Source organism: Pseudomonas sp. 10C3 (assembly GCF_036346185.1).
Taxonomy (GTDB): Bacteria; Pseudomonadota; Gammaproteobacteria; order Pseudomonadales; family Pseudomonadaceae; genus Aquipseudomonas.
Genome location: NZ_JASJVE010000001.1, coordinates 65,902 through 90,334, shown reverse-complemented (window position 1 = coordinate 90,334; position 24,433 = coordinate 65,902). Strand labels below are relative to the sequence as shown.

28 protein-coding genes and 1 pseudogene are annotated in these 24,433 nt (G+C 56.8%); 16 read left to right on the top strand and 13 right to left on the bottom strand.

What is annotated here, in order from left to right; all coding sequences use genetic code 11:
* Positions 1–200: 200 nt before the first annotated feature.
* Together QN399_RS00465 and QN399_RS00460 are read left to right on the top strand one after the other, a co-directional pair.
* Entirely contained in the window at positions 201–1,322 is a 1,122-nt protein-coding gene (locus tag QN399_RS00465) for a beta-ketoacyl-ACP synthase III (protein WP_330200375.1), read from the top strand.
* A gap of 194 nt (positions 1,323–1,516) precedes the next feature.
* Entirely contained in the window at positions 1,517–2,641 is a 1,125-nt protein-coding gene (locus QN399_RS00460; protein WP_330200374.1) for a GNAT family N-acetyltransferase, read from the top strand.
* 27 nt (positions 2,642–2,668) lie between these two features.
* Here the strand turns inward: QN399_RS00460 and QN399_RS00455 are convergent, their stop codons facing one another.
* The 4 genes from QN399_RS00455 to QN399_RS00440 form a co-directional block, all read right to left on the bottom strand.
* Entirely contained in the window at positions 2,669–4,501 is a 1,833-nt protein-coding gene (locus QN399_RS00455) for an ABC transporter ATP-binding protein (RefSeq protein WP_323566143.1), read from the bottom strand.
* Positions 4,502–4,615: 114 nt separating this feature from the next.
* Positions 4,616–5,185 carry a peptidylprolyl isomerase gene (locus tag QN399_RS00450; protein ID WP_322181306.1) on the bottom strand — a complete coding sequence of 190 codons (570 nt, stop codon included), beginning with the start codon at positions 5,183–5,185 and terminating at the stop codon, positions 4,616–4,618.
* A gap of 157 nt (positions 5,186–5,342) precedes the next feature.
* The gene (locus QN399_RS00445; RefSeq protein ID WP_322217558.1) at positions 5,343–6,143 is read right to left on the bottom strand and encodes an alpha/beta hydrolase; all 801 of its coding nucleotides are present in this window, start codon (positions 6,141–6,143) and stop codon (positions 5,343–5,345) included.
* A 14-nt stretch (positions 6,144–6,157) separates the two neighbouring features.
* On the bottom strand, positions 6,158–7,081 hold the full coding sequence (locus QN399_RS00440) for a LysR family transcriptional regulator (RefSeq protein ID WP_322181301.1): 924 nt from the start codon (positions 7,079–7,081) through the stop codon (positions 6,158–6,160).
* A gap of 48 nt (positions 7,082–7,129) precedes the next feature.
* Between QN399_RS00440 and QN399_RS00435 the strand changes: the two genes are divergently transcribed.
* The 3 genes from QN399_RS00435 (at position 7,130) to QN399_RS00425 (ending at position 9,230) form a co-directional block, all read left to right on the top strand.
* On the top strand, positions 7,130–7,444 hold the full coding sequence (locus QN399_RS00435; protein ID WP_322181299.1) for a 3-phosphoglycerate kinase: 315 nt from the start codon (positions 7,130–7,132) through the stop codon (positions 7,442–7,444).
* A 168-nt stretch (positions 7,445–7,612) separates the two neighbouring features.
* The gene (locus QN399_RS00430) at positions 7,613–8,212 is read left to right on the top strand and encodes an FMN-dependent NADH-azoreductase (protein WP_330200373.1); all 600 of its coding nucleotides are present in this window, start codon (positions 7,613–7,615) and stop codon (positions 8,210–8,212) included.
* Between the two features lie 139 nt (positions 8,213–8,351).
* Positions 8,352–9,230 carry a carboxylate/amino acid/amine transporter gene (locus tag QN399_RS00425; protein ID WP_322181295.1) on the top strand — a complete coding sequence of 293 codons (879 nt, stop codon included), beginning with the start codon at positions 8,352–8,354 and terminating at the stop codon, positions 9,228–9,230.
* On the opposite strand, the gene QN399_RS00420 is transcribed toward QN399_RS00425, so the two are convergent.
* Positions 9,214–10,482 carry a mechanosensitive ion channel family protein gene (locus QN399_RS00420; protein ID WP_322217553.1) on the bottom strand — a complete coding sequence of 423 codons (1,269 nt, stop codon included), beginning with the start codon at positions 10,480–10,482 and terminating at the stop codon, positions 9,214–9,216. The two genes, QN399_RS00425 and QN399_RS00420, sit on opposite strands and share 17 nt — an antisense overlap.
* A gap of 201 nt (positions 10,483–10,683) precedes the next feature.
* On the opposite strand from QN399_RS00420, the gene QN399_RS00415 reads away from it, so the two are divergent.
* Positions 10,684–12,030 carry a DEAD/DEAH box helicase gene (locus tag QN399_RS00415; protein WP_219064628.1) on the top strand — a complete coding sequence of 449 codons (1,347 nt, stop codon included), beginning with the start codon at positions 10,684–10,686 and terminating at the stop codon, positions 12,028–12,030.
* 117 nt (positions 12,031–12,147) lie between these two features.
* Here the strand turns inward: QN399_RS00415 and QN399_RS00410 are convergent, their stop codons facing one another.
* From QN399_RS00410 to QN399_RS00400, 3 genes are all read right to left on the bottom strand, one after another.
* Positions 12,148–12,873 carry a TorF family putative porin gene (locus tag QN399_RS00410; RefSeq protein WP_322181200.1) on the bottom strand — a complete coding sequence of 242 codons (726 nt, stop codon included), beginning with the start codon at positions 12,871–12,873 and terminating at the stop codon, positions 12,148–12,150.
* Positions 12,874–13,036: 163 nt separating this feature from the next.
* Positions 13,037–13,534 (bottom strand): hypothetical protein, encoded by a 498-nt coding sequence (locus QN399_RS00405; RefSeq protein WP_322181198.1) that lies wholly within the window; start codon positions 13,532–13,534, stop codon positions 13,037–13,039.
* Between the two features lie 183 nt (positions 13,535–13,717).
* Positions 13,718–13,906, bottom strand: coding sequence for a hypothetical protein (locus QN399_RS00400; protein WP_219064632.1), 189 nt, complete (start codon positions 13,904–13,906; stop codon positions 13,718–13,720).
* Positions 13,907–14,267: 361 nt separating this feature from the next.
* On the opposite strand from QN399_RS00400, the gene QN399_RS00395 reads away from it, so the two are divergent.
* Complete coding sequence (locus tag QN399_RS00395) at positions 14,268–15,104, top strand: S1 RNA-binding domain-containing protein (RefSeq protein WP_219064633.1); 837 nt, start codon at positions 14,268–14,270, stop codon at positions 15,102–15,104.
* Positions 15,105–15,231: 127 nt separating this feature from the next.
* Here the strand turns inward: QN399_RS00395 and QN399_RS00390 are convergent, their stop codons facing one another.
* The gene (locus QN399_RS00390) at positions 15,232–15,612 is read right to left on the bottom strand and encodes a hypothetical protein (protein ID WP_322181196.1); all 381 of its coding nucleotides are present in this window, start codon (positions 15,610–15,612) and stop codon (positions 15,232–15,234) included.
* A 257-nt stretch (positions 15,613–15,869) separates the two neighbouring features.
* On the opposite strand from QN399_RS00390, the gene QN399_RS00385 reads away from it, so the two are divergent.
* The 3 genes from QN399_RS00385 (at position 15,870) to def (ending at position 17,854) form a co-directional block, all read left to right on the top strand.
* Positions 15,870–16,061, top strand: coding sequence for a CsbD family protein (locus QN399_RS00385; protein ID WP_322181194.1), 192 nt, complete (start codon positions 15,870–15,872; stop codon positions 16,059–16,061).
* Between the two features lie 246 nt (positions 16,062–16,307).
* Positions 16,308–17,267, top strand: coding sequence for a YihY/virulence factor BrkB family protein (locus QN399_RS00380; protein ID WP_322181192.1), 960 nt, complete (start codon positions 16,308–16,310; stop codon positions 17,265–17,267).
* Between the two features lie 47 nt (positions 17,268–17,314).
* Positions 17,315–17,854, top strand: a complete 540-nt coding sequence (def, locus tag QN399_RS00375; RefSeq protein ID WP_219064638.1) for a peptide deformylase — start codon at positions 17,315–17,317, stop codon at positions 17,852–17,854.
* A gap of 20 nt (positions 17,855–17,874) precedes the next feature.
* Here def and QN399_RS00370 read toward each other — a convergent pair whose 3' ends face one another.
* Together QN399_RS00370 and QN399_RS00365 are read right to left on the bottom strand one after the other, a co-directional pair.
* Positions 17,875–18,744: a methyltransferase gene (locus tag QN399_RS00370; RefSeq protein WP_322181189.1), complete on the bottom strand. Its 870-nt coding sequence runs from the start codon at positions 18,742–18,744 to the stop codon at positions 17,875–17,877.
* 111 nt (positions 18,745–18,855) lie between these two features.
* A complete protein-coding gene (locus tag QN399_RS00365) occupies positions 18,856–19,275 on the bottom strand; it encodes a GNAT family N-acetyltransferase (RefSeq protein WP_322181187.1) in 420 nt (139 codons plus the stop codon).
* A 463-nt stretch (positions 19,276–19,738) separates the two neighbouring features.
* On the opposite strand from QN399_RS00365, the gene QN399_RS00360 reads away from it, so the two are divergent.
* The 4 genes from QN399_RS00360 to QN399_RS00345 all read left to right on the top strand — a co-directional run bounded on the left by QN399_RS00360 (position 19,739) and on the right by QN399_RS00345 (position 22,106).
* Complete coding sequence (locus QN399_RS00360; RefSeq protein WP_322181185.1) at positions 19,739–20,296, top strand: GNAT family N-acetyltransferase; 558 nt, start codon at positions 19,739–19,741, stop codon at positions 20,294–20,296.
* The gene (locus QN399_RS00355; protein WP_330200372.1) at positions 20,293–20,796 is read left to right on the top strand and encodes a hypothetical protein; all 504 of its coding nucleotides are present in this window, start codon (positions 20,293–20,295) and stop codon (positions 20,794–20,796) included. The genes QN399_RS00360 and QN399_RS00355 overlap by 4 nt, the downstream gene beginning before the upstream one ends.
* Positions 20,797–20,883: 87 nt before the next feature.
* Positions 20,884–21,321 (top strand): nucleoside deaminase, encoded by a 438-nt coding sequence (locus tag QN399_RS00350; RefSeq protein WP_219064643.1) that lies wholly within the window; start codon positions 20,884–20,886, stop codon positions 21,319–21,321.
* A 197-nt stretch (positions 21,322–21,518) separates the two neighbouring features.
* The gene (locus tag QN399_RS00345) at positions 21,519–22,106 is read left to right on the top strand and encodes a LysE family translocator (RefSeq protein WP_322181181.1); all 588 of its coding nucleotides are present in this window, start codon (positions 21,519–21,521) and stop codon (positions 22,104–22,106) included.
* 6 nt (positions 22,107–22,112) lie between these two features.
* Here the strand turns inward: QN399_RS00345 and QN399_RS00340 are convergent, their stop codons facing one another.
* Positions 22,113–22,943, bottom strand: a complete 831-nt coding sequence (locus QN399_RS00340; protein WP_322181179.1) for an AraC family transcriptional regulator — start codon at positions 22,941–22,943, stop codon at positions 22,113–22,115.
* Between the two features lie 350 nt (positions 22,944–23,293).
* On the opposite strand from QN399_RS00340, the gene QN399_RS00335 reads away from it, so the two are divergent.
* Together QN399_RS00335 and QN399_RS00330 are read left to right on the top strand one after the other, a co-directional pair.
* A complete protein-coding gene (locus tag QN399_RS00335) occupies positions 23,294–23,560 on the top strand; it encodes a hypothetical protein (protein WP_322217823.1) in 267 nt (88 codons plus the stop codon).
* Between the two features lie 63 nt (positions 23,561–23,623).
* A pseudogene (locus QN399_RS00330) lies at positions 23,624–24,034 on the top strand (PQQ-dependent sugar dehydrogenase); the annotation flags it as partial.
* Between the two features lie 27 nt (positions 24,035–24,061).
* Here QN399_RS00330 and QN399_RS00325 read toward each other — a convergent pair.
* Complete coding sequence (locus QN399_RS00325; protein ID WP_322181176.1) at positions 24,062–24,367, bottom strand: PepSY domain-containing protein; 306 nt, start codon at positions 24,365–24,367, stop codon at positions 24,062–24,064.
* Positions 24,368–24,433: the final 66 nt, after the last annotated feature.

The following is a 24,433-nucleotide window of genomic DNA, read 5'->3' as shown; positions in this document are numbered from 1 at the left end:
GTTGCTGACCGTGCCGACGTTTTCGCGAGTGAATTCGCGAAAACGGAAGCTCAGTCGCCGAAGGTCGGCCCGCCTGCCAAGTGATCCAACCTGAAACCCGTGCCTTAACGGGACAGTTTTTCGTACGTATTGGTACGTTTGTACCAATCTTCAAGCCCAGCAAGTCGTTGCTTGCAACGATCAATAAGAGAGGAACGACCGTGTATAACGTCGTCATCAGTGGCACTGGCCTGTATACCCCGGCCAACAGCATTTCCAACGATGAGCTGGTGCAGTCCTTCAATGCCTATGTCGCCCTGTTCAATGTCGAAAACGCGTCAGCGATTGAGCGTGGAGACGTTCAGGCGCTGACAGAGTCGAGCGCAGCTTTTATCGAAAGAGCATCCGGCATCAAAAGCCGTTTCGTCATGGACAAGGAAGGCATTCTCGATCCGCTGCGCATGGCGCCGCGTTTGCCAGAGCGCTCCAATGACGAGTGGTCGATCCTCTGCCAGATGGGCGTCGCTGCCGCCGAACAAGCCTTGCAACGTGCAGGCAAAACCGCTGCCGATATCGACGGCGTGATTGTCGCCTGCTCCAACCTGCAACGTGCTTATCCGGCGATCTCTATCGAAATTCAGGAAGCGCTGGGTGTCCAGGGTTTCGGCTTTGACATGAATGTTGCTTGTTCGTCCGCGACGTTCGGCATCCAGCAAGCGTGCAACACCGTTAAGTTGGGCCAGGCCCGGGCGGTATTGGTCATAAGCCCGGAAATCTGCACCGGCCACCTGAATTTCCGTGACCGCGACAGCCACTTTATCTTCGGCGACGCCGCTACGGCGGTGGTGATTGAACGCGCGGACCTGGCGACCTCACCGCATCAGTTCGACATTGTCAGTACCAAACTGCTGACCAAATTCTCCAACAATATTCGTAACAACTTCGGCTTCCTCAATCGCGCGGCAGAAGAGGGCATCGGTGCCCCGGACAAGCTGTTCGTTCAGGAAGGCCGCAAAGTGTTCCGTGACGTGTGCCCGATGGTGGCAGAGCTGATCGGCACCCATTTGCAGGAAAACGCTCTGGACGTCAGGGACATCAAACGTTTCTGGTTGCATCAAGCCAACCTCAGCATGAACCACTTGATTGTGAAAAAACTGCTGGGCCGCGAAGCCTCGCTGGAAGAGGCGCCGGTGATTCTCGACACTTACGCCAATACCAGCTCGGCCGGTTCAGTGATCGCGCTGCACACATACCAAGACGACTTGCCGAGTGGCGCACTGGGCGTGCTCAGCTCGTTCGGTGCTGGCTACTCAATCGGCAGCGTAATTCTGCGTAAGCATTGATCGACGATGTCTCTTTGAGGCGCCGATTGCCTATTCGGGTTAGATCGGCCGACACCTGGTGCATGAGCAGCAGGTATTCGGTAAGGATTTAGACGTGGCAACGGCGCTGTCTCGTCCGTTTTTTTTATTTCGGCTTACTCAGAGGATGCGCGATACTCGCCAGGCTTGTGTGCGATAACGCGTGGGGAATGCTGATGCCGCTACAACGTTTGGACAGCCTTTCAGCGCTGGCACCTGAGCTGTGGGATGCCTTGGTGCCCACTGCCCAGCCTTTTTTACGCCACGCCTTCCTCAGCTCACTGGAAGACAGCGGCAGCCTCGGCCCACATTCAGGTTGGCGAGCAGAACACTTGCTGCACTACGAAAACGGCCAACTGATTGCGGCGCTGCCCAGCTACCGTAAATGGCATTCCTATGGCGAGTACGTGTTTGACCACGCGTGGGCCGATGCCTGCAAACGCGCCGGTATCGACTATTACCCGAAGCTGTTGGTCGCCGTGCCGTTCAGCCCGGTGAGCGGGCCGCGTTTGCTGTCGGCGACCCCGGAAGCCGGGATTGAGCTATTGGCGAGCCTGCCCGGTTACATCGAAATCGAAAAGCTGTCGAGCGTGCACATCAACTTCACCGATCCGGTGGCCGATACCTTGCTGGCGGAACAGCAGGGTTGGTTGCAGCGGCTGGGTTGCCAGTTTCATTGGCAGAATCGTGGTTATCGCGACTTCCAGGACTTTCTCGACGCCTTGAGTTCGCGCAAGCGTAAGCAGATGCGCAAAGAACGCGAACAGGTGGCGGGGCAGGGCATTGAGTTCGAATGGCTCGAAGGCCATCAACTGAGCGAAGCGCAATGGGACTTCGTGTATGCCTGCTATGCCAACACCTATGCAGTACGTCGACAAACGCCGTACCTGACCCGCGAGTTCTTCAGCCTCCTGGCAGAGCGTATGCCCGAAGCGATCCGAGTGGTCTTGGCCAAGCAGGGTTCAAGGCCGGTGGCGATGGCGTTCAGCCTGATTGGCGGCGACAGTTTCTATGGGCGCTACTGGGGGTGTCTGGCCGAGTTCGACCGGCTGCACTTCGAGACCTGCTTTTACCAAGGCATGGATTACGCGATTGCCCATGGGGTGCAGCGTTTTGATGCCGGCGCTCAGGGCGAACACAAGTTGATTCGAGGCTTTGAACCGGTCATCACCCACTCCTGGCATTACCTGGCGCATCCAGGGTTGAAGGCGGCGGTCAGCGACTTCCTCGACCAGGAGAGCGAACGCATCCTGGCCTACGCCGAAGAGGCTCGAGCAGCGTTGCCGTATCGGCAGGATTGAGGTTCAAGGCAGCTGATCGAGCCACCTTCAATCAATTCCGACAAACCCACCAGTCTGATGCTGCCACAGCCGCGCATACAGGCCGCCATGGGCCAGCAATTCAGCATGGGTGCCGCTCTCGGCGATCTGGCCTTTTTCCAGAACCACCAGGCGGTCCATGCGGGCGATAGTCGAGAGCCGGTGGGCGATGGCGATCACCGTTTTGCCTTGCATCAGGGTTTCCAGACTTTCCTGGATCGCCGCTTCAACCTCCGAATCCAGGGCTGAGGTCGCCTCGTCCATGATCAGGATGGGCGCGTCCTTGAGCAGTACGCGGGCAATAGCGATCCGCTGCCGTTGACCACCCGACAGTTTGACCCCGCGCTCGCCGACATGCGCGTCGAAGCCTGTGCGGCCTTCAGCGTCGGATAGCAGTGGAATAAACTCATCGGCGCGAGCCTTGCGCACCGCTTCCCACAGTTCTGCATCGGTGGCGTCGGGTTTGCCATAGAGCAAGTTGTCACGGATTGAACGGTGCAGTAGCGAGGTGTCCTGGGTGATCATGCCAATGCGTTCGCGCAGGCTTTCCTGGGCAACGTGAGAAATGTCCTGCCCATCGACCAGAATCTGCCCGCCTTGTAGGTCATACAGGCGCAGGAGCAGGTTGACCAACGTTGATTTGCCCGCGCCGGATGGCCCGATCAAGCCGATTTTTTCACCGGGTTTGATGTCCAGATTCAGGCCGTGGATGATGCCGCTGCTTTTGCCGTAGTGGAAATCGACATGCTCGAACTTCACACCGCCGCGCTCGACCTTCAATGCAGGCGCTGACTCGCGGTCGGTGACGCTGACCGGTTGAGCAATGGTTTGCAGGCCGTCCTGGACCATGCCGATGTTCTCGAAAATGCCGTTGACCACCCACATGATCCAGCCGGACATGTTGACGATGCGGATCGCCAGCCCGGTTGCCAGGGCAATGGCGCCGACCGAAATCGAGGATTGAGTCCACAACCACAGCGCCAGGCCGGTGGTGCTGACGATCAACACCCCGTTCATGGTGGTGATCACCGTGTCCATGGACGTGACCACCCGACCGGCCAGTTGGCTTTTTTCGGTCTGTTCTCTGATCGCTTCCCGAGCGTATTGCTGCTCGAAATTAGTGTGAGCGAACAGTTTGAGGGTGGTGATATTGGTGTAGCCGTCGACAATCCGACCCATCAGCTTGGAGCGGGCCTCCGACGACACCACCGAGCGTTCTTTGACTCTCGGCACGAAGTAGCACAGGGCGAGGATGTAGCAGACGATCCAGGCCAACAGCGGGATCATCAGGCGCCAGTCGGCTTCGGCGAACAGCACCAGCGAGCCGATGGCGTAGATCAGCACATGCCACAACGCGTCCACCGCTTGCACCGCAGAATCACGTAGCGAGTTACCGGTCTGCATGATCCGCTGGGCGATGCGTCCGGCGAAGTCGTTCTGGAAAAAGTTGAGGCTCTGTTTGAGCACATAGCTGTGGTTCTGCCAGCGAATCATGCTGGTCATGCCAGGACTGATGGTCTGATGCACCAGCAGGTCGTGCAGGCCGACGAAGATCGGTCGGAACACCAGCGCAACCACGGCCATCCAGATCAGCTCAGTGCTGTGCACACTGAAGAAATCGGCATTGGGGGTGCCTTGGGCCAGGTCGATGATCCGGCTCAGGTAACTGAACAGCGCGACTTCGATCAGGGCGCCAATCAGCCCGACCACCAACAACGCGGCGAAACTCGGCCAGACCTGACGCAGGTAATAGATGTAAAACGGCAGGACTTGGTTCGGTGGGGCGGCAGTGGGGGCGTCGCGAAAAATATCGATCAGTTGTTCAAAACGACGATAGAGCATTAGTTCTGACGCCCGCTGCGGCGGGCTCTCCTTGCAGGTGAAAAACTTCCCTCATCACACCGCCTGCCTCCGACGTTGCTCACGGCGGTTTCAGGCGGCCCGATGTGCATCGACTTAGTCGATACGTTTGGCTGACTTAATCAACACAGGGGTTGAGGGTACGTTTTGCATGCCTTTTTGGGTGCTGGTAGGCGTCTGAGCGATCTGGTCGACCACGTCCATGCCTTTGATGACTTTACCGAACACCGCATAACCGAAGTCGCGAGCGCCGTTGTCGAGCATGTCATTGTCTTTGTGGTTGATGAAAAACTGGCTAGTGGCCGAGTTTACGTCCGACGTCCGCGCCATTGCGATCGTACCGCGCACGTTGTGCAGGCCGTTGTTGGCTTCGTTCTTGATCGGGTCTTTGGTCGGTTTTTGTACCATGTACTGATTAAACCCGCCGCCCTGAATCATGAAGCCCGGAATGACCCGGTGAAAGATGGTGTTGGCGTAGAAGCCGCTGTCGACATAGCCCAGGAAGTTCTGGGTGCTGATCGGCGCCTTGGTGTCTTCAAGCTCGATGACGATCTCGCCCATGTCGGTGGTCAGCAGCACGTGGGTCGGCTTGGCGGTCGGTTGTGCGGCCATCAGATTGGCGGCGAACAGCACGGAACAAGCGGCGAGGACGATTTTTTTCAGCATGGGTCAGTGATCCTGGGTAGTGGTTTCGACTGCAAAAAAGCAATTCATGCGGGTGCGATCAAGGGCACAAGGTAAGCACGTTTGGGTTTTTTTGGACAGTGCCGGGCGCACTGTCCGAACGGATAGCGCCCGGATGGAGGTGCCCCCTACGGTTCACTCATCGCCCTGAAGCCGCTTCAGCGTCATCGACAAATGCCAGCAGTTCCCGGTTGAATGCTTCAGGTTGATCCAGCGGCGTGGCGTGCCGGGAGTCCTTGATCACCACCAGTCGAGCCTGGCGGATCAGGCCCATGTAAGCTTCTTTCAAGGCCACCGGGGTGTAATCGTGATCAGCGCTGACGATCAGGGTCGGGCAACTGATTCGTGACAGTTTTTCCTGCACGCCCCAACCGACGATGGCATCGAAACTGGCGAGATAAGCGCGTTTGTCGTTTTGCCCCCAGCGCTCGGCGATTTTGTTGCGCAGGTCGGCTTGCTCGGGTTTGGGGAACAGGGTCTGGCCCAGGCCCTTGCCGATGGCGGACATGCTGAACAGCCGCCCCAGGCCCCAGCGTTTAGCCCATTGCAAGCCGTCGTTGGCGGTTTTGAGTTTGACTTGTGGCGCGCTGTTCACGATGCACAGGCTTTTGAGCAAGGACGGGTGATCGACCGCCAATTGAAAGCCGATCATACCGCCCATCGACAATCCGACCAGGTGCACCGGCCCCAGCTGCAAATGTTCAATCAGCGCTTCGACGTCGGCGGCGAAACCGGGAATGCTGTAGCGCTCGTTGGGCTTGTCGGAGCGACCGTGGCCGCGCATGTCCATGACAATGACGCGGTAGCGCGCGGCCAGGGTCGGGATCTGGTATTCCCAGTCCTGGCAGCTTGAACCCAGGCCGTGCACCAATAGCAGCGGCGAACCCTGACCATATTCTTCGTAGTGCAATGAACAGCCGTCATGCTCAAAAAAGGCCATGGTCGATTTCCCTGTCAGGCTTGTTGTGGGGCCGCAAATGCGGCGCTCAGCGGGGCCGTGTCGAAGGTGCGGATCAGGTCGATCAGAATCTGCGTCGCGGGCCCCAGCGATTTGTCCTTGCTCGAGTAAAGATAGAACACCGGATGACGGCTGCCGCCTTGATCCAGCGGCAGGGCTTTGAGTGTGCCTTCCTGGAGTTCACGCTCGATCACGTGCCGTGGCAGCCAGGCGAAGCCCAAACCGCTGCTGACGAAGGTTGCGGCGGTTGCTAGGCTACCAACCGTCCAGCGTTGTTCAGCGCCCAGCCAGCCGACGTCGCGGGGCTGTTGACGGCCGGAGTCGCGGATCACGACTTGCAGGTGACTTTCCAGGTCCTGGAAATTCAACTCGCGATTCATTTGATGCAGCGGGTGCTCAGGGTGAGCGACGGCGACGAACTCGACGGCGCTCATTTCGGTCCCCAGGTACCCAGGGATACTGAAGCCGCTAATGGCCAGATCGGCGACGCCTTCAAGGAGCACTTCTTCGACTCCGGACAACACTTCCTCGCGTAACCGCACGCGGCAGCCACGGCTTTGCGGCATGAACGCGGTCAAGGCACGCACCAGTCGCGCGTTAGGGTAGGCTGCATCGACCACTAGCCGTACCTCTGCCTCCCAGCCTTGTTCCATATGGTGGGCCAGGTCCTCCAGTTGGCTGGCCTGCTTGACCAACTGCCGGGAGCGACGCAAGAGCACCCCGCCAGCGTCGGTCAACACCGCTTTACGCCCGTCGATACGCAATAACGGCACGCCAAGCTGGTCTTGCATCCGGGCCACGGTGTAGCTCACGGAAGACTGTGAGCGGTGCAAGGCTTCGGCCGCTTGGGCGAAGCCACCGTGGTCGACCACCGCTTGCAGTGTCCGCCATTGATCCAGGGTCACGCGGGGCGCTTTCATCACTCGCTCCTCTTGTCTAAGCTGGCACTCCAAATTGGAGACTGCCGAATGAAAAAATTCTGTTGTGTGTTGTTGGCGTTGTTGCCCGTCACTGCTTTCGCGTATCCGATTGACGTGGAAAAGGAATACAACGGTGCCCAGGTCGACTACACAAGCCACGATACCGACTACGACATGGGCGCTATTACGCTGCACAACTATGGTGCTTCTGATGCGCAGTGCACGGTGGTGTTCAGCAATGGCCCCGAAGCACCACGTACTCGGCGGGTGCAGATCCCTCCTAAAAGCAGTGTGGATGTCTCAGCCAAGTTCAGCCGCAGCATCATCAAACTGCGGATCAAGCTGACCTGCGCGCCTAAATAAAACGCTCGCTCGGGGCTGCTTCCGCTCTTCAGCGAGAGTAATGCCCCGTTTTCGATAAAACAATTTATTAGATGGTTTGTAGCAGGTTTTTACGCTTTTTAATCGATTCGCTCCTGTTTAACCTTCACTCCATCGACTCAAGACACTCTTCGATGGAGGCAACATCCCATGTCCCGCGTACTGATCATTGAAAGCAGCGCCCGCCAGCAAGACTCGGTCTCACGCCAATTGACCCAGCAATTCATCAGCCAATGGCAGGCTGCGCATCCGGCGGATCAGATAACCGTGCGTGACCTGGCGATCAACCCTGTGCCGCATCTGGATTCAACCTTGCTCGGAGGCTGGATGAAACCAGCCGAGCAACGCAATGAAACCGAGGAACTGGCCCTTGAGCGCTCCACTCAGCTGACGGATGAACTGGTCGCAGCCGATGTGTTGGTGTTGGCCGCGCCCATGTACAACTTTGCGATCCCCAGCACCCTCAAAGCCTGGTTCGACCATGTGCTGCGTGCTGGCGTGACCTTTAAATACGGCGAGACAGGTCCTCAGGGGCTGCTCATCGGCAAACGTGCCTATGTGTTGACCGCTCGTGGCGGTATCTATGCGGGCAGCAGCCTCGACCATCAGGAGCCCTACCTGCGTCAAGTGCTCGGTTTTGTCGGCATCCACGACGTCACCTTCATCCACGCCGAAGGCCTGAACATGGGCGGTGACTTCCTCGAGAAAGGCCTGAATCAGGCCGAAGCAAAACTCGCCCAGGTCGCCTGACCCCCGCGCTCCACCGACTTCCCTTGGTACCTGTTGCTCCTTAGGTGCACTGCCCGATCATCCTTTTGTGCTGATCGGGCTTTTTATTGCCTGTCTGATCCCGAAACGCTAAGGTCGCCGCCACTGAAAAGGGGCGAGCATGGGCTATCTATTATTCGTGACGCTGATTCAGGCGTTTTCGTTCAACCTGATTGGCGTGTACCTGGCAGGGCACGTTGACAGCTACTTCGCGGTGCTGATTCGGGTGGTCTTGGCCGGGTTAGTGTTTATTCCGCTGACACGCTGGCGTCAGGTCGAACCCGGCTTCATGCGCGGCATGCTACTGATTGGCGCCTTGCAGTTCGGGGTCACCTACGTGTGCCTGTACTTGAGCTTTCGCGTGCTGACCGTGCCCGAAGTGCTGTTATTCACCATTCTCACGCCGTTGCACGTAACCCTGATCGAAGACGCACTGAATCGCCGTTTCAACCCTTGGGCCTTGTTGGCGGCGTTGGTCGCTGTACTGGGCGCCGGAGTCATTCGCTACGACGGGATCGACTCTGACTTCTTCGGCGGTTTTCTGTTGTTGCAGGTGGCCAACTTCACCTACGCCGCCGGGCAAGTGTTGTACAAGCATCTGGTGGCACGCTACCCGAGTGATCTGCCTCATTACCGCAGGTTCGGCTATTTCTACCTGGGGGCACTGGCCGTCGCCTTGCCGGCGTTCCTGTTGTTTGGTAATACGCAGCATTTGCCCGAAGCTCCCCAACAATGGATCGTGTTGTTATTCCTGGGGCTGTGCTCTACAGCGCTGGGCATGTACTGGTGGAACAAAGGCGCGTGCCTGGTCAACGGCGGCACCCTGGCGGTCATGAACAACCTGCACGTGCCGGTGGGGTTGCTGATCAACCTGTTGCTGTGGAATCAGCACGAAAACCTGGGCCGGTTGTTCGTGGGCGGGATGGTCATCGTGGGGTCGGTGTGGATCAGTCGATGGGGCGCCAGGCGCCAGGGTGCCGTTGCTAATCGGCTGATTTAGCGTTGCCTGTCCATCCAGCCCGAAAATCCATACCGCTGGGCTGTTGATACAGGCTCAGGCCAAACTCTGGCATCACCGCCAGCAGGTAATCGAAGATGTCGCCCTGAATTCGCTCGTAGTCGGCCCAGGCGGTGGTCCGAGTGAAGCAGTAGATTTCCAGGGGGATGCCCTGTGCGGTGGCCTGCATCTGCCGGACCATGCAGGTCATGTCCGGCTGGATATCCGGGTGGCTGTGCAGATAAGCCAGCGCATAGGCGCGGAATGTACCGATATTGGTCATGCGTCGACGGTTGGCGGACAGTGCTGCGACGTTGCCTTGGGCTTCGTTCCAGCTCTTCAGTTCGGCCTGTTTACGGCCGATGTAATCAGTCAGCAGATGGATCTGGGTGAGTTTGAGCTCTTCGTCATCGCGCACGAAACGCACGCCGCTGGCATCAATGAACAGGCTGCGTTTGATCCGGCGTCCGCCGGATTGCTGCATGCCGCGCCAGTTTTTGAACGACTCGGACATCATTCGCCAAGTCGGAATCGAGACGATGGTTTTATCAAAGTTCTGCACTTTGACCGTGTGCAGCGTGATGTCGACCACATCACCGTCGGCACCGACTTGCGGCATTTCGATCCAGTCGCCGACCCGCAGCATGTCGTTGCTGGTCAACTGCACGCTGGCGACGAATGACAGCAGGGTGTCTTTGTAGACCAACAGAATCACTGCCGACATTGCGCCCAGGCCCGACAACAGCAGCAGCGGCGACCGGTCTATCAGCGTCGCGACGATAATGATTGCGCCAAAAATGTACAGAATCATCTTCGCCAGTTGCACGTAGCCTTTAATCGAGCGGGTGCGGGCGTGATCGGTGCGGGCGTAGATATCCAGCAGGGCATTGAGCAGGGCGCCCAGGGCCAGCACCTGGAACAGGATGGTGAACGCCAGCGCCACATTACCGAGGAAGTGCTTGCTGGCATTGCTCAGTTCCGGCACCAGGTTCAGGCCGAACTGGATGACCAGAGAGGGCACCATCTGCGCCAGCCGATGAAAAAGCTTGTTGTGCAGTAAATCGACAATCCAGTGCATAGCCGGTTGTCGGCCCAGTAATTTGGCCATGTGCAGGATAACGAAACGCGCCACTCGGCCTAGCGCGAGCGCGACAACCAACAGCAGTACCAACCCCAAACCAGCATGCAATACAGGGTGTTGATCGAGCATGCCCCAGAGTTCCTGGGTGCGTAGCCATACCGTTTGAATGTCCATGGGCGCGAGTGATAGTCCTGTCATTAGGGTCAGCAATTAGAACATTCCTGCCCCCTGATCGTCCGTCGTGTGCAAATCGAGTAACAAAAAACTCACCTTTTATTAAAGAAATAGCCCTTATGTCGTAAAGAAACTCGGCCTCGGCGCTCGAAACCGTTAGGCTATGCGACTGTTTTTTTGTTTTTCGTCGAGGTAGCACCCGTGTTTTCCCAATTCGCCCTGCACGAACGCCTGCTTAAAGCCGTGGCCGAGCTTAAATTTGTCGAGCCTACGCCTGTGCAAGCAGCAGCCATCCCGCTGGCGCTGGAAGGGCATGACCTGCGGGTGACTGCCCAAACCGGCAGCGGCAAAACTGCGGCTTTCGTGCTGCCAATCCTCAATCGCCTGATGGGCCCGTCCAAGGTTCGCGTCGACATTCGCGCAGTGATTCTGCTGCCGACCCGCGAACTGGCGCAGCAGACCCTCAAGGAAGTCGAGCGGTTCTCCCAGTTCACGTTCATTAAATCCGGCCTGATCACTGGCGGTGAGGACTTCAAGGTCCAGGCTGCCATGTTGCGCAAGGTTCCGGACATCCTGATCGGCACCCCTGGGCGCCTGCTGGAGCAACTCAACGCCGGTAACCTGGACCTGTCGCAGGTTGAAGTGCTGGTGCTTGATGAAGCCGACCGCATGCTCGACATGGGTTTTGCCGAAGACGTCGAACGTCTGGCCGGCGAGTGCAAGAATCGCGAGCAAACCCTGCTGTTCTCGGCAACCACCGGCGGTGCCGGCCTGCGCGAAATGATCAGCAAGATCCTGACGGATCCACAGCACCTGCAAGTCAATAGCGTGAGTGAGCTGGCTGCGGGTACGCGTCAGCAGATCATCACTGCCGACCACAACAGCCATAAAGAGAAGATTGTCCATTGGCTGTTGGCCAACGAGACGTATCAAAAAGCTATTATCTTCACCAACACCCGCGCCATGGCCGACCGCCTTTATGGTCGTTTGGTCGCGCTGGAGTACAAGGCATTTGTTCTGCACGGCGACAAGGACCAGAAAGATCGCAAGCTGGCCATCGACCGACTGAAGCAGGGCGGCGTGAAGATCCTGGTAGCCACTGATGTGGCGGCCCGTGGTCTGGACGTTGAAGGTCTGGACATGGTGATCAACTTCGATATGCCACGCAGCGGCGATGACTACGTGCACCGTATTGGTCGTACTGGCCGTGCCGGTGGCGAAGGTCTGGCGATTTCGCTGATCTGCCATGGCGACTGGAACTTGATGTCCAGCGTCGAGCGCTATTTGAAGCAGAGCTTCGAGCGTCGTGTGATCAAGGAAGTCAAAGGCACCTACGGCGGACCGAAAAAGGTCAAGGCGTCGGGCAAGGCTGTCGGCGTGAAGAAGAAAAAGACCGGCGACAAGAAAACCGACAAGAAAGGCAGCGCGAAGGCGCCGACCAAACGCAAGATAACCAACCGGCCAAAAACCGACGCGTTGTCGTTGGTCAGTGCAGACGGCAAGGCTCCGTTGAAAAAACGCAAGCCAGAAGCGCCAGCAGCTGAGTAAGCGTTAAGCAACCCACAAAAAAACCGGCCCTTTGTGTTTTGAAGGGGGCCGGTTTTTTTATGGGCGATGCACTCGCTCTTTGTAATGGCACTTACCGGAATACAGCCGTTCAGTCCCTCAGAAAAACGAGCGCACTGCCTTGAGCGTGAACATTCCCTCGCATTGGGTATTATGCCCCGTGTAAGCACTGCAGCTGTTGCCGCTCAGGCTGGAGTCGCTGTAAGTCAGATTGAGGTCGACCCCAAACCAGGGGCGCGAGACATTCAGTGACCAGTCATTGAAGGCGCTGACCGCGCTGCCGTCGCTGATCAATTGCGGTGTATCGAACTGATGATTGGCGTACTGCACCCGGAGGCCAAGACCCAGCGGCTGAAGTGTGCCCAGGTCAACGAACAAGGTGCTGTTGCGGTTTCCGGGGTCGTTGCTCAGTGCAGCGCCAAAGCGGCTGCCCAGCACGGTCAGTCCGGCGTAGAACTGGTGGCTGTCGGTCTGGCTTGCGTCCGGGTAGGTGTAGCGGATCATCCCCAGTTCATAGCCCAGGGTTTTATCGAAGGGTTTCTTGAAGCCCAGGTACGAATCCACTTCCAGGGCAGCGCTGGAGGTGGCGCCCACGCTGGGTGACCATTGCCCCGCGTACCAGCCACTGTCGTGGGTCAGGTCCAGCCCGCCATGGAACGAACCGACACCGGTAGGCTTCACCAGGCCTTGCGCCATGCTGCGCGCCGGTGTGCTACCGAGCTTGAGGTCGAAGTCGCCGAGGTCGCGCTCCAGCAGTTGCGCGGAGGCCGACTGGCAGACCAGCAAGGCGCTGAGCGCCAGCGCTCGATAGGTGTACGTGAACATGCTTCACTCCTGAAAAAGGCGAAGGAGTGTCAGGGGTGACGTTCGCGCGCCTCTGGATTTGCGCGCAGGATCACGCGGAACCCGCGAAATAGAGCCGTGCAAGGATACCGGCGAAATACGGAAGACGCGGACCGTTCGTCGATCCGGGCGAATTGTTGTGAGATTAGAGCGCCGGAGTGATCAAGCCGTTGGCTACATGGAGGGCTTGATCGAACGACGGGTAACCGCTCTTGGCGACATCCAGGTCGGCATAGTCGGCGCGGTACTGTTCGGCTTTTTTGGCGTCGCTGCTGGCCAGTTGCTGGGCGAGCAGGGCGATTGCCAGTGGATGATTACGCTTGGCTGCCAGTTCGAGCAGGTCGATGGCTTCAGCGTTATCGCTGTTCGCACGCAGCAACAGGACGGCCTGATAAAACTCTGCTTCACCGCTTCTATCCTGGCTGGCCGCGCGCTCGAGCAATGCCTTGGCCAGTTCGATATTGTCGCTACCGCCTGCGCTGATCATCAGCTTGGCCTGGAGCATGTCGTTCTGATAAAGCAGATGCGCTGAGCGACAGGGGGTGTCGCTGGACGGTTCGTCGAAGCGGGTTGAGGTGTCGCAACGATGTGATGCACAACCACCCAGGCAAAGCAGTGCGCAGAAAAGCATCCATTTGTTCATAGTGGATTCCGCGGAAGGAACTGACCGTCAGGTCATCATCCTGCCTGTCCCGCTACGGCTGTGCAACGTAGCTGTATCAAAGGGCAAGGCAACGCTTGAGAAAAAGATCATGCAACGAAGGATCGATAGCCCTAGCGCCTTGAAAAACAAAGCGCATAGAGATCGACAACTGGGGCGGGGGTATTACTTCTTGCCGAGGGTGATTTGCTTGGACGGGCCGAAAGTCTGGCCGCTGACGCCTTTAGCAATCTCTTGAATCTGACCGCCAGATTTCAGGAACGTAGCAATCTGTGCGTTGATCGAGTCGCTGGTCTCAACGGCTGGAGCTGCCTTTGGTTTCGAGTTGGATGCTTTTACGCGCATGGCTTCCATTAACCTATGTAAAATTCAATACGGCCAGCAATTGTATATGAAATGCTTGACAATTGCTTGGTAAATATAGCTCTGAAACGCATGGGTTTGGGCCTCTCCTGTTGGACAGGTTGTCACGGTATTTGGCCGCAACTGACTGTTTTAACTGAGAAGTTATTTCATGAGCGGATTTACCTGGAATAGAGCGGTGGGGCCAGGGCCTCTATTGATCTGACGAGCGGAGGCGCGGGACGCTCGGCGTTATGAGCAAATCATTGATTGTTATAGTCTTTCTGATCGGCCTCGCGCCTCGTCGGCGGGAGCCGCGAACACAATGGCAAACTCGGGTAGAATGCCGCCCACGTAATGAGGGTATTTGGAAATGGCTTTAGTCGGGCGCTACAACAGCTTGCAAGTGGTAAAACACACTAACTTTGGTTTGTATCTGGACGGCGCTCAGGACGGCGAAATCCTCCTGCCCAATCGCTATATCCCGAAAGATATTCCCAGCGAAGATGAAGACTGGCTCAATGTCTTCGTTTACCTGGACAGTGACGACAAGCTGATTGCCACCACTGAGAAACCCAAGGTCCAGGTCGGTGAGTTCGCCAGCTTGAAAGTCCTTGAAGTGAACAGCATTGGCATTTTCCTTGATTGGGGCCTGTCCAAGGATCTGTTGCTGCCTTACTCCGAAGAAAAGCATTCGTTGCAGGCTGGCGATTATTGCGTGGTCCACGTTTATCTGGACAAGCACACGCGCCGGATCACCGCTACCGCCCGGCTGGATCGCTATCTGGACAAGACGCCCGCCGATTATAAGGTCGGACAAGAAGTCAATTTGCTGGTGGCTGAAGCGACGGACATGGGCTTCAAGGCCATTATCAACAACAAGCATTGGGGCCTGATTCACAAGAACGAAGTGTTCAAATTCTTGCGCCCGGGCAAAGAAGAGAAAGGCTTCATCAAAGAAATTCGCGCGGACGGCAATATCAGCCTGAGCCTGCAACCGGTGGGTGAGGAAGCGGCCAGCAGTCTGAACTCGAAGATCCTCACCAAGTTGCGGGAAAACAACGGCGTGCTGCCGGTCAGCGATAAGAGCGATCCGCAAGTGATCAGCGGCTTGTTCGGGGTCAGCAAAGGTAACTTCAAGAAAGCGATTGGTGCGCTGTACAAGCAGGGCCAGATCGTTATTCACGCGGATCGCATCGAGCTGGTCTGAAGGCTCAGCCTTTCCGAACGCAATGCCGACAGGCCACGGTGTGGCCCTGCAGTGCGTTCGGTCCGCGGCCCATTCGAGGAAAAAGCCCAAGCCGTCGGCTCAATCTCACAGGGATGTCTCGTGGGGCCTATTTCTGCACGAAGGACGCGAACGGCACATTGGCACCCGCAGGGCGAACGTCTTTAAGGAACGAGTCCTTGTCGGCGCTCAGTTCCAGGCTGAGGCTCGAGTTGCGTTTGTCCTTGTTGCGGACCACCAGGCCTTCCATATGATCGCGCAGATACACCGTTGGCACTTTCAAGTGCAGCAGTTCATCGGTGCTCGGTGTGTGCAGTAGCAAGTGCACCCACTCGTATTGACCGATCTTCAGGCGGCTCATGGGCAGGTCAAACCACCAGATGTTCTTGTTGGTGTTCAGCACCGTGAAATGGGTGTTGTTGACACCGAGCACGGCACCGCCGAGTTCCTGGTTCCTACGAGCGATGGCCAGCTTTTTATCGAGTTTCATAACGTTCCTGTGGATCTGTGTGTACAGCGCGGTGGCCTTGACCACCACAGCCTGACTGCGTTGCGCATTCTCGGGGGTTGTCGCGCAAACTTAAAGTTAAACCTGCATTACGCGGTGAAATGGCCGGGTTTTAGAGCATTGAGTCTGCGACGAACGGAAAGACCGACTGGGAAATTTTTTGAAACTCTGCGCGACGGAGGTGGGTCAATCCTTATGTCGAGGTTATGACGCTTATTTTCCTACCCTGGAGAAACACCATGAGCAGCAGTGGCGATAAAATCAAAGGCATGACCAACGAAGCAGTGGGTAACGTCAAGCAAGGCATTGGCAAAGCCACTGACAACCCGAAACTCAGGACTGAAGGCAAGGCCCAGGAAATCAAAGGTAAAGCCCAGGAAGCCGTAGGCAAAGCAAAGGATGCGGTGAAAAAGGGTGTCGATAAAATCTGAGTATGTAAGTGAGCTAGCAGTGAATCGCAACGGTCATCTTTTGATGGCCGTTGCTCTATCTGATCACGCTGTTTACAGGGCTTGAGTAATGGGCCGAATAACCGGAAAAGGATTGATACCTCTTTGGCGTCGCCAATTGGGCTACCTTAAGGTAGAACGCCTGCCTGTGGACAGAAAGGCTGAGCAGTTGAAGCGCCCACCTATCGATCAATGAAGTCGGCTTGAGTTGTAGGGTAAGGAGATACGATGATTTTTCCGGAGTTGCGCCAGCTTCCATTGGGTAAGGTGATGGTGCATACCGTCAACGAGTTCATTAATGATGAAATGTCGACCTATGCGTCGGCATTAGCGTATCAAATGCTGTTTTCGCTTTTTCCGTTTCTGTTGTTTCTCATCGCCCTGATCGGCTTTCTGCACCTGCCGGACTTTTTCTCCTGGCTGCGCCTGCAATCGGAACTGGTGTTGCCGCCACAGGCGCTTGAGCAGGTTAATCCAGTGATTGATCAGTTGCAGCAGTCCAAGGGCGGGTTGCTGTCGGTCGGTATCGTTATCGCGCTATGGACCGCCTCGGCGGGTGTGCGCTTGATGATGAGTGCCATGAACGCCGCCTACGATGTGGTGGAAGGGCGGCCAATCTGGAAGCGTTTCCCTCTGTCGATTCTCTACACCGTGGGTATTGCCGGAATGTTGCTGGCCGCCGCTGCGTTCATGGTCACCGGACCGCAAGTGATGAACTGGCTGGCCGGGCAGATCGGCATGGAGGACTTTATCGTCACCTTGTGGACCGTCCTGCGTTGGCCCTTGATCATCATGTTGTTGATGGTGGCGGTGGCGTTGATTTACTACGTCATGCCTGATGTGGAGCAGAAGTTTCGCTTCATTACTCCCGGTTCGGTCCTGGCCGTGGTGGTTTGGATTGTGGCCTCTCTGGGCTTTGGTTATTACGTGAAAACGTTTGCCGATTACAACGCCATGTACGGCAGCATCGGCGCGATCATTGTGCTGTTGCTGTATTTCTATATTTCGGCGGCGGTGCTGTTGCTCGGCGCGGAAATGAATGCGGTGATCGAACACATGTCCGCCGAGGGCAAGAATCCGGGGGACAAAGCATTCGGCGCTAGCCATCAGCCTGATGACAAGCATCACATCTCCGGGCTCGGGCGTGATCATTCCATCCCGATGCCTGTGAAGGCTGACGAATCATGAGCATGATGTGGCACGATTGTGCCCTTGGCTGACCTATAAGGCTTTTTATGATTCGAGAAATTCTGAAAATGGGCGACGAGCGCTTGCTGCGAATCGCGCCCCCGGTACCTGAAGCCCTGTTCGGTACGCCGGAACTTGAGGCCTTGATTGCAGACATGTTCGAGACCATGGACAGCGTCGGCGGAGTAGGTCTGGCGGCACCGCAAATTGGTATCGATCTGCAATTGGTGATCTTCGGTTTCGAGCACAGCGAGCGTTACCCGGAAGCGGATGCCGTGCCGCAAACCATTCTGCTCAATCCGTTGATCACACCCCTCAGCCCATTCCTGGAAGAGGACTGGGAAGGGTGTCTATCAGTACCGGGTTTACGCGGCGCTGTGGAGCGTTACGAGCATATTCGTTACGAAGGTTTCGATCCGGATGGCAACCCGATTCAGCGCATTGCTCATGGCTTTCATGCCCGCGTAGTGCAGCATGAATGTGATCACCTGATCGGCCGGTTGTACCCCTCGCGGATCAGCGACTTCAGTAAGTTTGGTTACACTGAAGTGCTGTTTCCGGACATGGACCCCGACGCGGACGAGTGAGTCTGCGGGTAGGCGAATGTTTAGTGGGCGATCTGGACCGGCTTGATGAAGCGCAGAGTCATTCGGTCCGACTCGCCAATTTCCAGGTACCTGGCCCGGTCCTGTTCTCCCAATCTCAAGGACGGTGGCAGGGTCCATACCCCTTGTGGGTAGTCCTTGGTATCTGCTGGGTTGGCGTTGATTTCGCTTTCGTCCGCTAGGGTGAACCCGGCTTCGGTGGCCAGCTTGACCACGTACGTGGTGGGCAGATAGCCGCTCTGTTTGATGGCCTCCAGTGAGGCTCCTTCTTTGGCCCGATGATCGACCACACCCAAGGTACCGCCCGGTTTCAGTACCGCGTAAAACGCCTTGAACATCGCTGGCGCGTCGTCAGCCATCACCCAGTTATGCACATTACGGAACGTCAGCACAGTATCCGCAGACGCCGGTTTGCCGAAGACCGGTGCTTGCGGGTCGAACTCAATGATCTGCGCCTTGCCATAGCGCGCTGGATCGGCGGCGAACTTCTGTTTCAGGCTGTCGGCGGCCTTACGGTAATAATCGCCGCTGGCAGGTGTCTGTACAGCTGCAATGTAATGACCTTCGTCCTTGAGCAACGGCGCCAGCAGCTCGCTGTACCAGCCGTTGCCGGGGGTAATTTCAATCAGGGTCTGATTGGGGCGCACACCGAAGAATTGCAGGGTTTGTTGCGGATGACGATATTGATCCCTTGCACGATTTTCCGGTGATCTCCATGCCCCCGATAACACCCTGGAAAACTGCTCTGCCGTGACGGCGAAAGCAAGCGCGGGCAGTGTTTCAGGGTGTGTGGTTGCAGGGTTTTCGGCGGCCTGGACCAGAGCGGTCCCGAGCAGGGTGGTGAGGGAGTAAGCGATAAGCTGACGTTTCATTACCAGTCTTTGTCGTCCAGGCCCGACTCGAGCCCATCCAGCTCGGAGGCTACCACGCAGATTTACCCCCTGCGATCACACATTTTTGCGCATGCCACTGAACTAAAGGTTCTATGGCTGGAGGTTTGATCGGCTCATCGCTATCAAGGCCTTGGTGCGAGTGTAGCGCTCGAATCGATCTGACAACGGTTCTGGCAAGACAGATATCGCTTCGAACCCTGCGCGCTGATAAAAAGCCAACAACTCCGGATGGCAAAACAACCAGACCGGTCCGCGAGTGTGCGTCAAGGCTTCGCCGAGCAAGCGACTGGCGATGGCTTGGCCGCGCAATAAGGGGGCGACGAACAAACCGGTCAGCCAATGCCCGTTGGCGACCGGCGTCAGGCACATTGCCCCGATGATTTCAGTCTGTTTCGCCACCCACAATTGCGCGTCTTTGCCAGCACGCATCGGTGACTTGTGTGCTCGATAGAACTTGTCCAGCAGTGGTCTGGACAGCTCGGACAACACGTAGAACTGAGTGGCGGACATGAGGCTCGATAGCACGGCGGCAACAAATCAAAGAAGGCCTAATCTATAAAGACGGCCTTACGGGCAGCGCATCATAGCGCGCGGCAATCGGTACCAGTGTGGCATCCGATTAGGTGTATAACTGAGGCAAGATCACTCACAGTGGAGAGCGCATCATGAGCAAAGGCATGGAATCAAAGAAAGCCGCGAAGAAGAAACCGGCTAAAACCCTCGATGAAAAACGCGCTGATAAAAAAGCCAAAAAATCCGATGCCGGTGCTTTTGGTCATTGATCCAATCCTGCGGAGCCTTATCAGGCTCCGTTTTTATCTGCGACTCTTCCCTAAAGTCGATTTCCCCGTCGACGCCTTCAACCAGACGCTCAGCCATTAGGTCGCGTCGCACCCGGCTCGGTGCGAAGCGCTCGCATAAGGGCTGGATGATGTGCGTAAATCCACCCCATGCGTGCGACAACGAGGCACAAATGGGCAGGACAGGACTGCATTTAGAAACCGACAGACTGATTATCCGCGAGTTGACGGCCGAGGATGTGCCCGCCCTCGCGTTGATTTTGGGTGATGCACAGGTTATGCGGCATTCGGTCAGGGGTGTGTTGACCGAGAAGGCGACGCGTGAGTTCGTGGCCGGGTGTTTTTTTTCATATCAGGCCAATGACTTCGGTCCGTGGGCGGTGGTCGAGAAGTGTTCATCGGCGTTTGTCGGATTCTGCGGTCTGAATGCCGAACCCGTGGAAGGTGCCGAGGAAGTGGAAATCGGCTATCGGTTGGGCCGTGCTTTCTGGGGCAAGGGTTTGGCGACGGAGGCGGCCATGGCCACTCTGACTTACGCGTTCGAAACGCTGAGCATCGATTCGGTGATCGCGATTGTCGAGCCGGAAAATATCGCGTCGGTGAATGTGATTGAGAAGCTAGGCTTCAACACGTTCATCCACAGCCAATACCATCGGCGCGGGGTCAAGATCTATCGGATGACGCTGCCGGACTGGAACTCACCCAGTGCTGTTGCCAAGAGGGCGACATGACGAAATACCGCACATCGTTTTCGCAGACGGCATGCAATGTGATCCTTGGGTTGCTGATCTTTGTGTTGCTGGCAGGCCCGCGCAGTGCGCTGGCCGGACAGGGCAATGATGTCGCGCTGGCATTCGTTCAGCAGCGCCACTTGGGCGACAGCCTTGCCTGGCTCGGTTATCAGGTCGCCTCGCGCACCGTGGCCTTTGCAACCCTTGTGCAGAAGGTGGGCAAGACCCAGGCGCAAACCACGGTCCAAGATGCGTTGCAGCACCTTCAGCCGCGTTACCAAGAGCAGTGGAACAGCAACATGGCCACCGCTTATGCGGAGTCCTTCACTCCTGACGAACTGCGCGAGCTGAATGAAGGAAGCCCTTCGTCTGCGCTGGCCAATAAATTCCGCGCCAGACAGAAGGATGTCGGAATGAGCATGAAAGCAAAGTCTGACGAACTGCTTGAGACCTTCGTCTCCAAAGCACTGCTTGATGCGCAGGACACGGTTAGTCATTAGCGTTCAGGCCATCACGCACGGGCAAACTGTCGGTGAGCCGCGGTGGTCGGATCTGTTCTTTTTATCTGTTCAACAGCAGGGGGAATCATGGACCCATTCATGCAGGCGGCGATTGAAGAGGCTCAACTGGGGTTGGCCGAGGGCGGGATTCCGATTGGTTCGGTGATTGTGCACAAGGGGCAGATCATTGGCCGTGGGCACAATCGGCGAGTACAGGAGGGCAGTGCGATCAAGCACGGGGAGATGGACGCGTTCGAAAACGCGGGTCGTTTACCGGCGCGCACGTATAAAGAGTCCGTGCTTTACACCACGTTGTCGCCGTGTGCGATGTGCAGCGGCGCGATCCTGCTGTATGGCATTCAAAAAATCGTGGTGGGCGAAAATCAGACGTTCATGGGTGAGGAAGCATTGTTGCGCTCCAGAGGCGTGGAGGTCGATGTGGTCCAGGATCACACCTGCATCGAGTTGATGCGCGGCTTTATCGCCAGCAAGCCTGAGTTGTGGAACGAAGACATCGGCGAATAAGCCCGCCATGCATTAGATAAAAAACATAGGCAAGTGAGTGTCATGGCTCTCTGAAAAAGTGCCTTTTCGCAGGCAAGCCCGCGCTCAGCTGCCGTATTGATCGCGACACAGGGTTATTTTGTTCAATAACCGAGGGCGCTCAGTCTTTACCTTCGTACGGCTATCTCAAAAAACGCCGTAAAAAATGAAGGTATTAAATGAGCATGCTTATATCCATGGCCGCGTTCGCGTTGGCGTCTTCTATTTCGCCAGGGCCAGTGAACATCGTGGCATTGAGTTCCGGTGCGCAGTTCGGCTTTCGTGCCAGTCTGCCGCATGTGAGTGGTGCGACGGTGGGCTTCACGGTGTTGCTGTTGATGATTGGGTTGGGGTTGCATGAACTGTCTAGCCATTGGCCGTTCCTGACCCAGGTCATCCAGTGGGCGGGCGTGGCTTTTCTGTTGTTCCTGGCTTACAAGCTAGCGGTGGATAACGGCACGTTGGGCGCCGGGAAGCAGGTCAAGGGCCCGTCATTTTTATACGGGGCAGCGATGCAGTGGCTCAATCCCAAGGCGTGGCTGGCATCGCTGGCAGGCATGGGAGCGTATGCGGCCAATGGCGCAGACCTGTTGATCTGGCAGTTCGCGGGGGTGTACTTCGTGGTTTGCTACGGCTCGATTGCCTGCTGGGCTTATGCGGGCACCTGCCTGCGCAGCTATCTACAGGTGCCGGCGCGGGTTCGTGTGTTTAATCGTGCGATGGCATTGTTGTTGGCCGGCAGCGCCGTGTACCTGCTGGTCGCTTGACCCCCGTCAGCCTCGGTATTGGCGTGGCGTGGCGGCATGGAAGCGTTTGAATGCCCGCTGAAAATGCGCCTGATCGGCAAAGCCCGCCTCAAGGGCGACATCCGCAATCCGATGACCCCGTTTGAGCTGTGCGCGGCCAAATTGCAGGCGGCGGTTTATCAGGTATGCATGTGGCGTCATGCCGTAGTGCTGCTTGAACGCGCGGATCAGGTAGGAGGCCGACAAGTCAGCCGACGCGCAGATTTCTTCCAGACTCAATGATCGCGTGCAGTGCTCGCTGATGAAGTCCGCAGCACGTTTAAGTTTGAAGTTGGCATCTTTGGCCAAGGCCGGAGCAGGGTTGAGTGTCTGCTGTACATGGGTGAAAAACTCGATAACGGCAGTGTGCTTATGCAACGTATCGGTTTGGGCGTCGATGAGCATTGCATACAGGCGATTGAGCCCGTCATATAGCGCAGGCTCCGTGCTCATGATCGCCGAAAACGCTCTGAAGTCCTGATTTTCGCTAAAGCCCAGTTCATGTTGAAGGCGCGTCAGCCAAGCAACATCCACGTACATCATTCGATAAGACCACGGATGATCATCCAGCGGATTGCAGGCATGAACATCGTCCGGGTTCATGAGCACTACCACTCCGGCTCCGATGCGCTCCTGCGAGCGCCCGTTCAGGTACGTGCTGCGCCCGCCTGTAACCGCGCCGATGGAAAAAGTTTCATGGGCGTGTCGGTCATAGCAGATCTGCCGCCCATCCTGAATCGACCGGGCTTCGATGAATGGCAGGTATTCATCGCGCCAAAACTGTGGGCCTGTGACCTCTTGTTCGGCTGTTTTTTCCATGATTGCCACCACTCCTTCATCTCGGGCTGACAGGATCAGAATCCGTGCCGATCACTGTAACCGCATTCAGTCAAATCGGCGCATGACAGGAACGCTTTGCCACTGGAATAGGAGCCGTGCAGTGGCGCAGACTATTGTTGTTACACACTGATTCCCGCATAGGTTGATCTGTTTGCAGTTTGAGGACGAACCTAGAGACGCAACGGTTATCAAACGTCTGTGTCGTGACCGTTTCGAACAGAAGGTAAGCGATGAATAGTCTAGTGCGCAGTATTGCAACACTGACGCTGAGTGGGTTTCTGGGGATGGGCATGACCAGCATGGCCCACTCCCAAACCGCTTCAGCCCCTATGGATCGTGACCTGATGCTCGCGGGTGCCAGTTCACCGGGTATGCTCGAGAACAGCAAAAATAACCCCTATAACAGCCCTATCCGTCGCGCCAATCCCAATAGTCGGCAAGGCACGGAATCCAGTACTCCTCCGGTACGCGGGCCAAACACGGTCCCCAATCCGCGCCCCCCCACTCTAGAGAACGGTGGCATCCGCAATGGCTATCCGACCCGCCAGCAACCGTCCGGGGGCGCCACGAAAATCCAGCGCGGGGACCTGAATTGAACTGCGTGCGACGGAAACATTGATCGCGACACTCTGTGCCAGTGCCTTGTTCAGCCTGCTGGCGGCACGACTGTAGGTCGTGGCCGGCTCTCCCTCGACATGAGCGGGCTGGAGAACTTCAACGTGATTTTCCGTCAGGAACCGAAACTGTCGACGGGTAATCACTTCGGCTCGCGCATGGTCTTCGACCGCGATGGCTATCTGTTCATCACCTTGGGCGAAAACAACAACCGCCCGACGGCTCAGGATCTGGACAAGCTGCAAGGCAAGGTCGTGCGTATCTTCCCTGACGGCAGAGCGCCGGAGGCCAAGGGCAAAACCGTCGAAGGCACCGTGGCGCCCAGCCATGTATGGGAAAAGTCCCCAGCCATCAGCGGCATGGCGTTCTACGATTCCAATCGCTTCAAGCCTTGGAACCACAATCTGTTTATAGGGGCGCTGGCGGCAGAGACGTTGATTCGTCTGCAATTCGAAAGTTGGCCGGGCAACAATGATGCTCACTCAGGTATCTTGCTTGTCTTTCAGTACTTCACCCGTCTTGGCGTCCAGGTCTACATCCCATTTGACGCCTTTAGCGTCGAGCATTTCGGTTTGGTAGATGTAGCGACCGTAGGAGTTTTCCAGTTCGGTACTGTGCAGGGTTGCGCCAGGGTGTTTGACCAGCGCTGCTTTGTTCAACACTTCGAAGTCCATTACGGTGCCAGCCTTGTGCAGGCGAACGATTTCATCGGGCCCGATATCCGCTTGTGCGAGGCCCGCGACACCCGTCAGGGCGAGGATGGCGAACATGGCATTCAAGGTTTTCATTGGATTTTCCTTTGGGTTCAACTGTTTGGTTGAGTCCAGAGTAACCACTCAGACTTAATTCAGGCT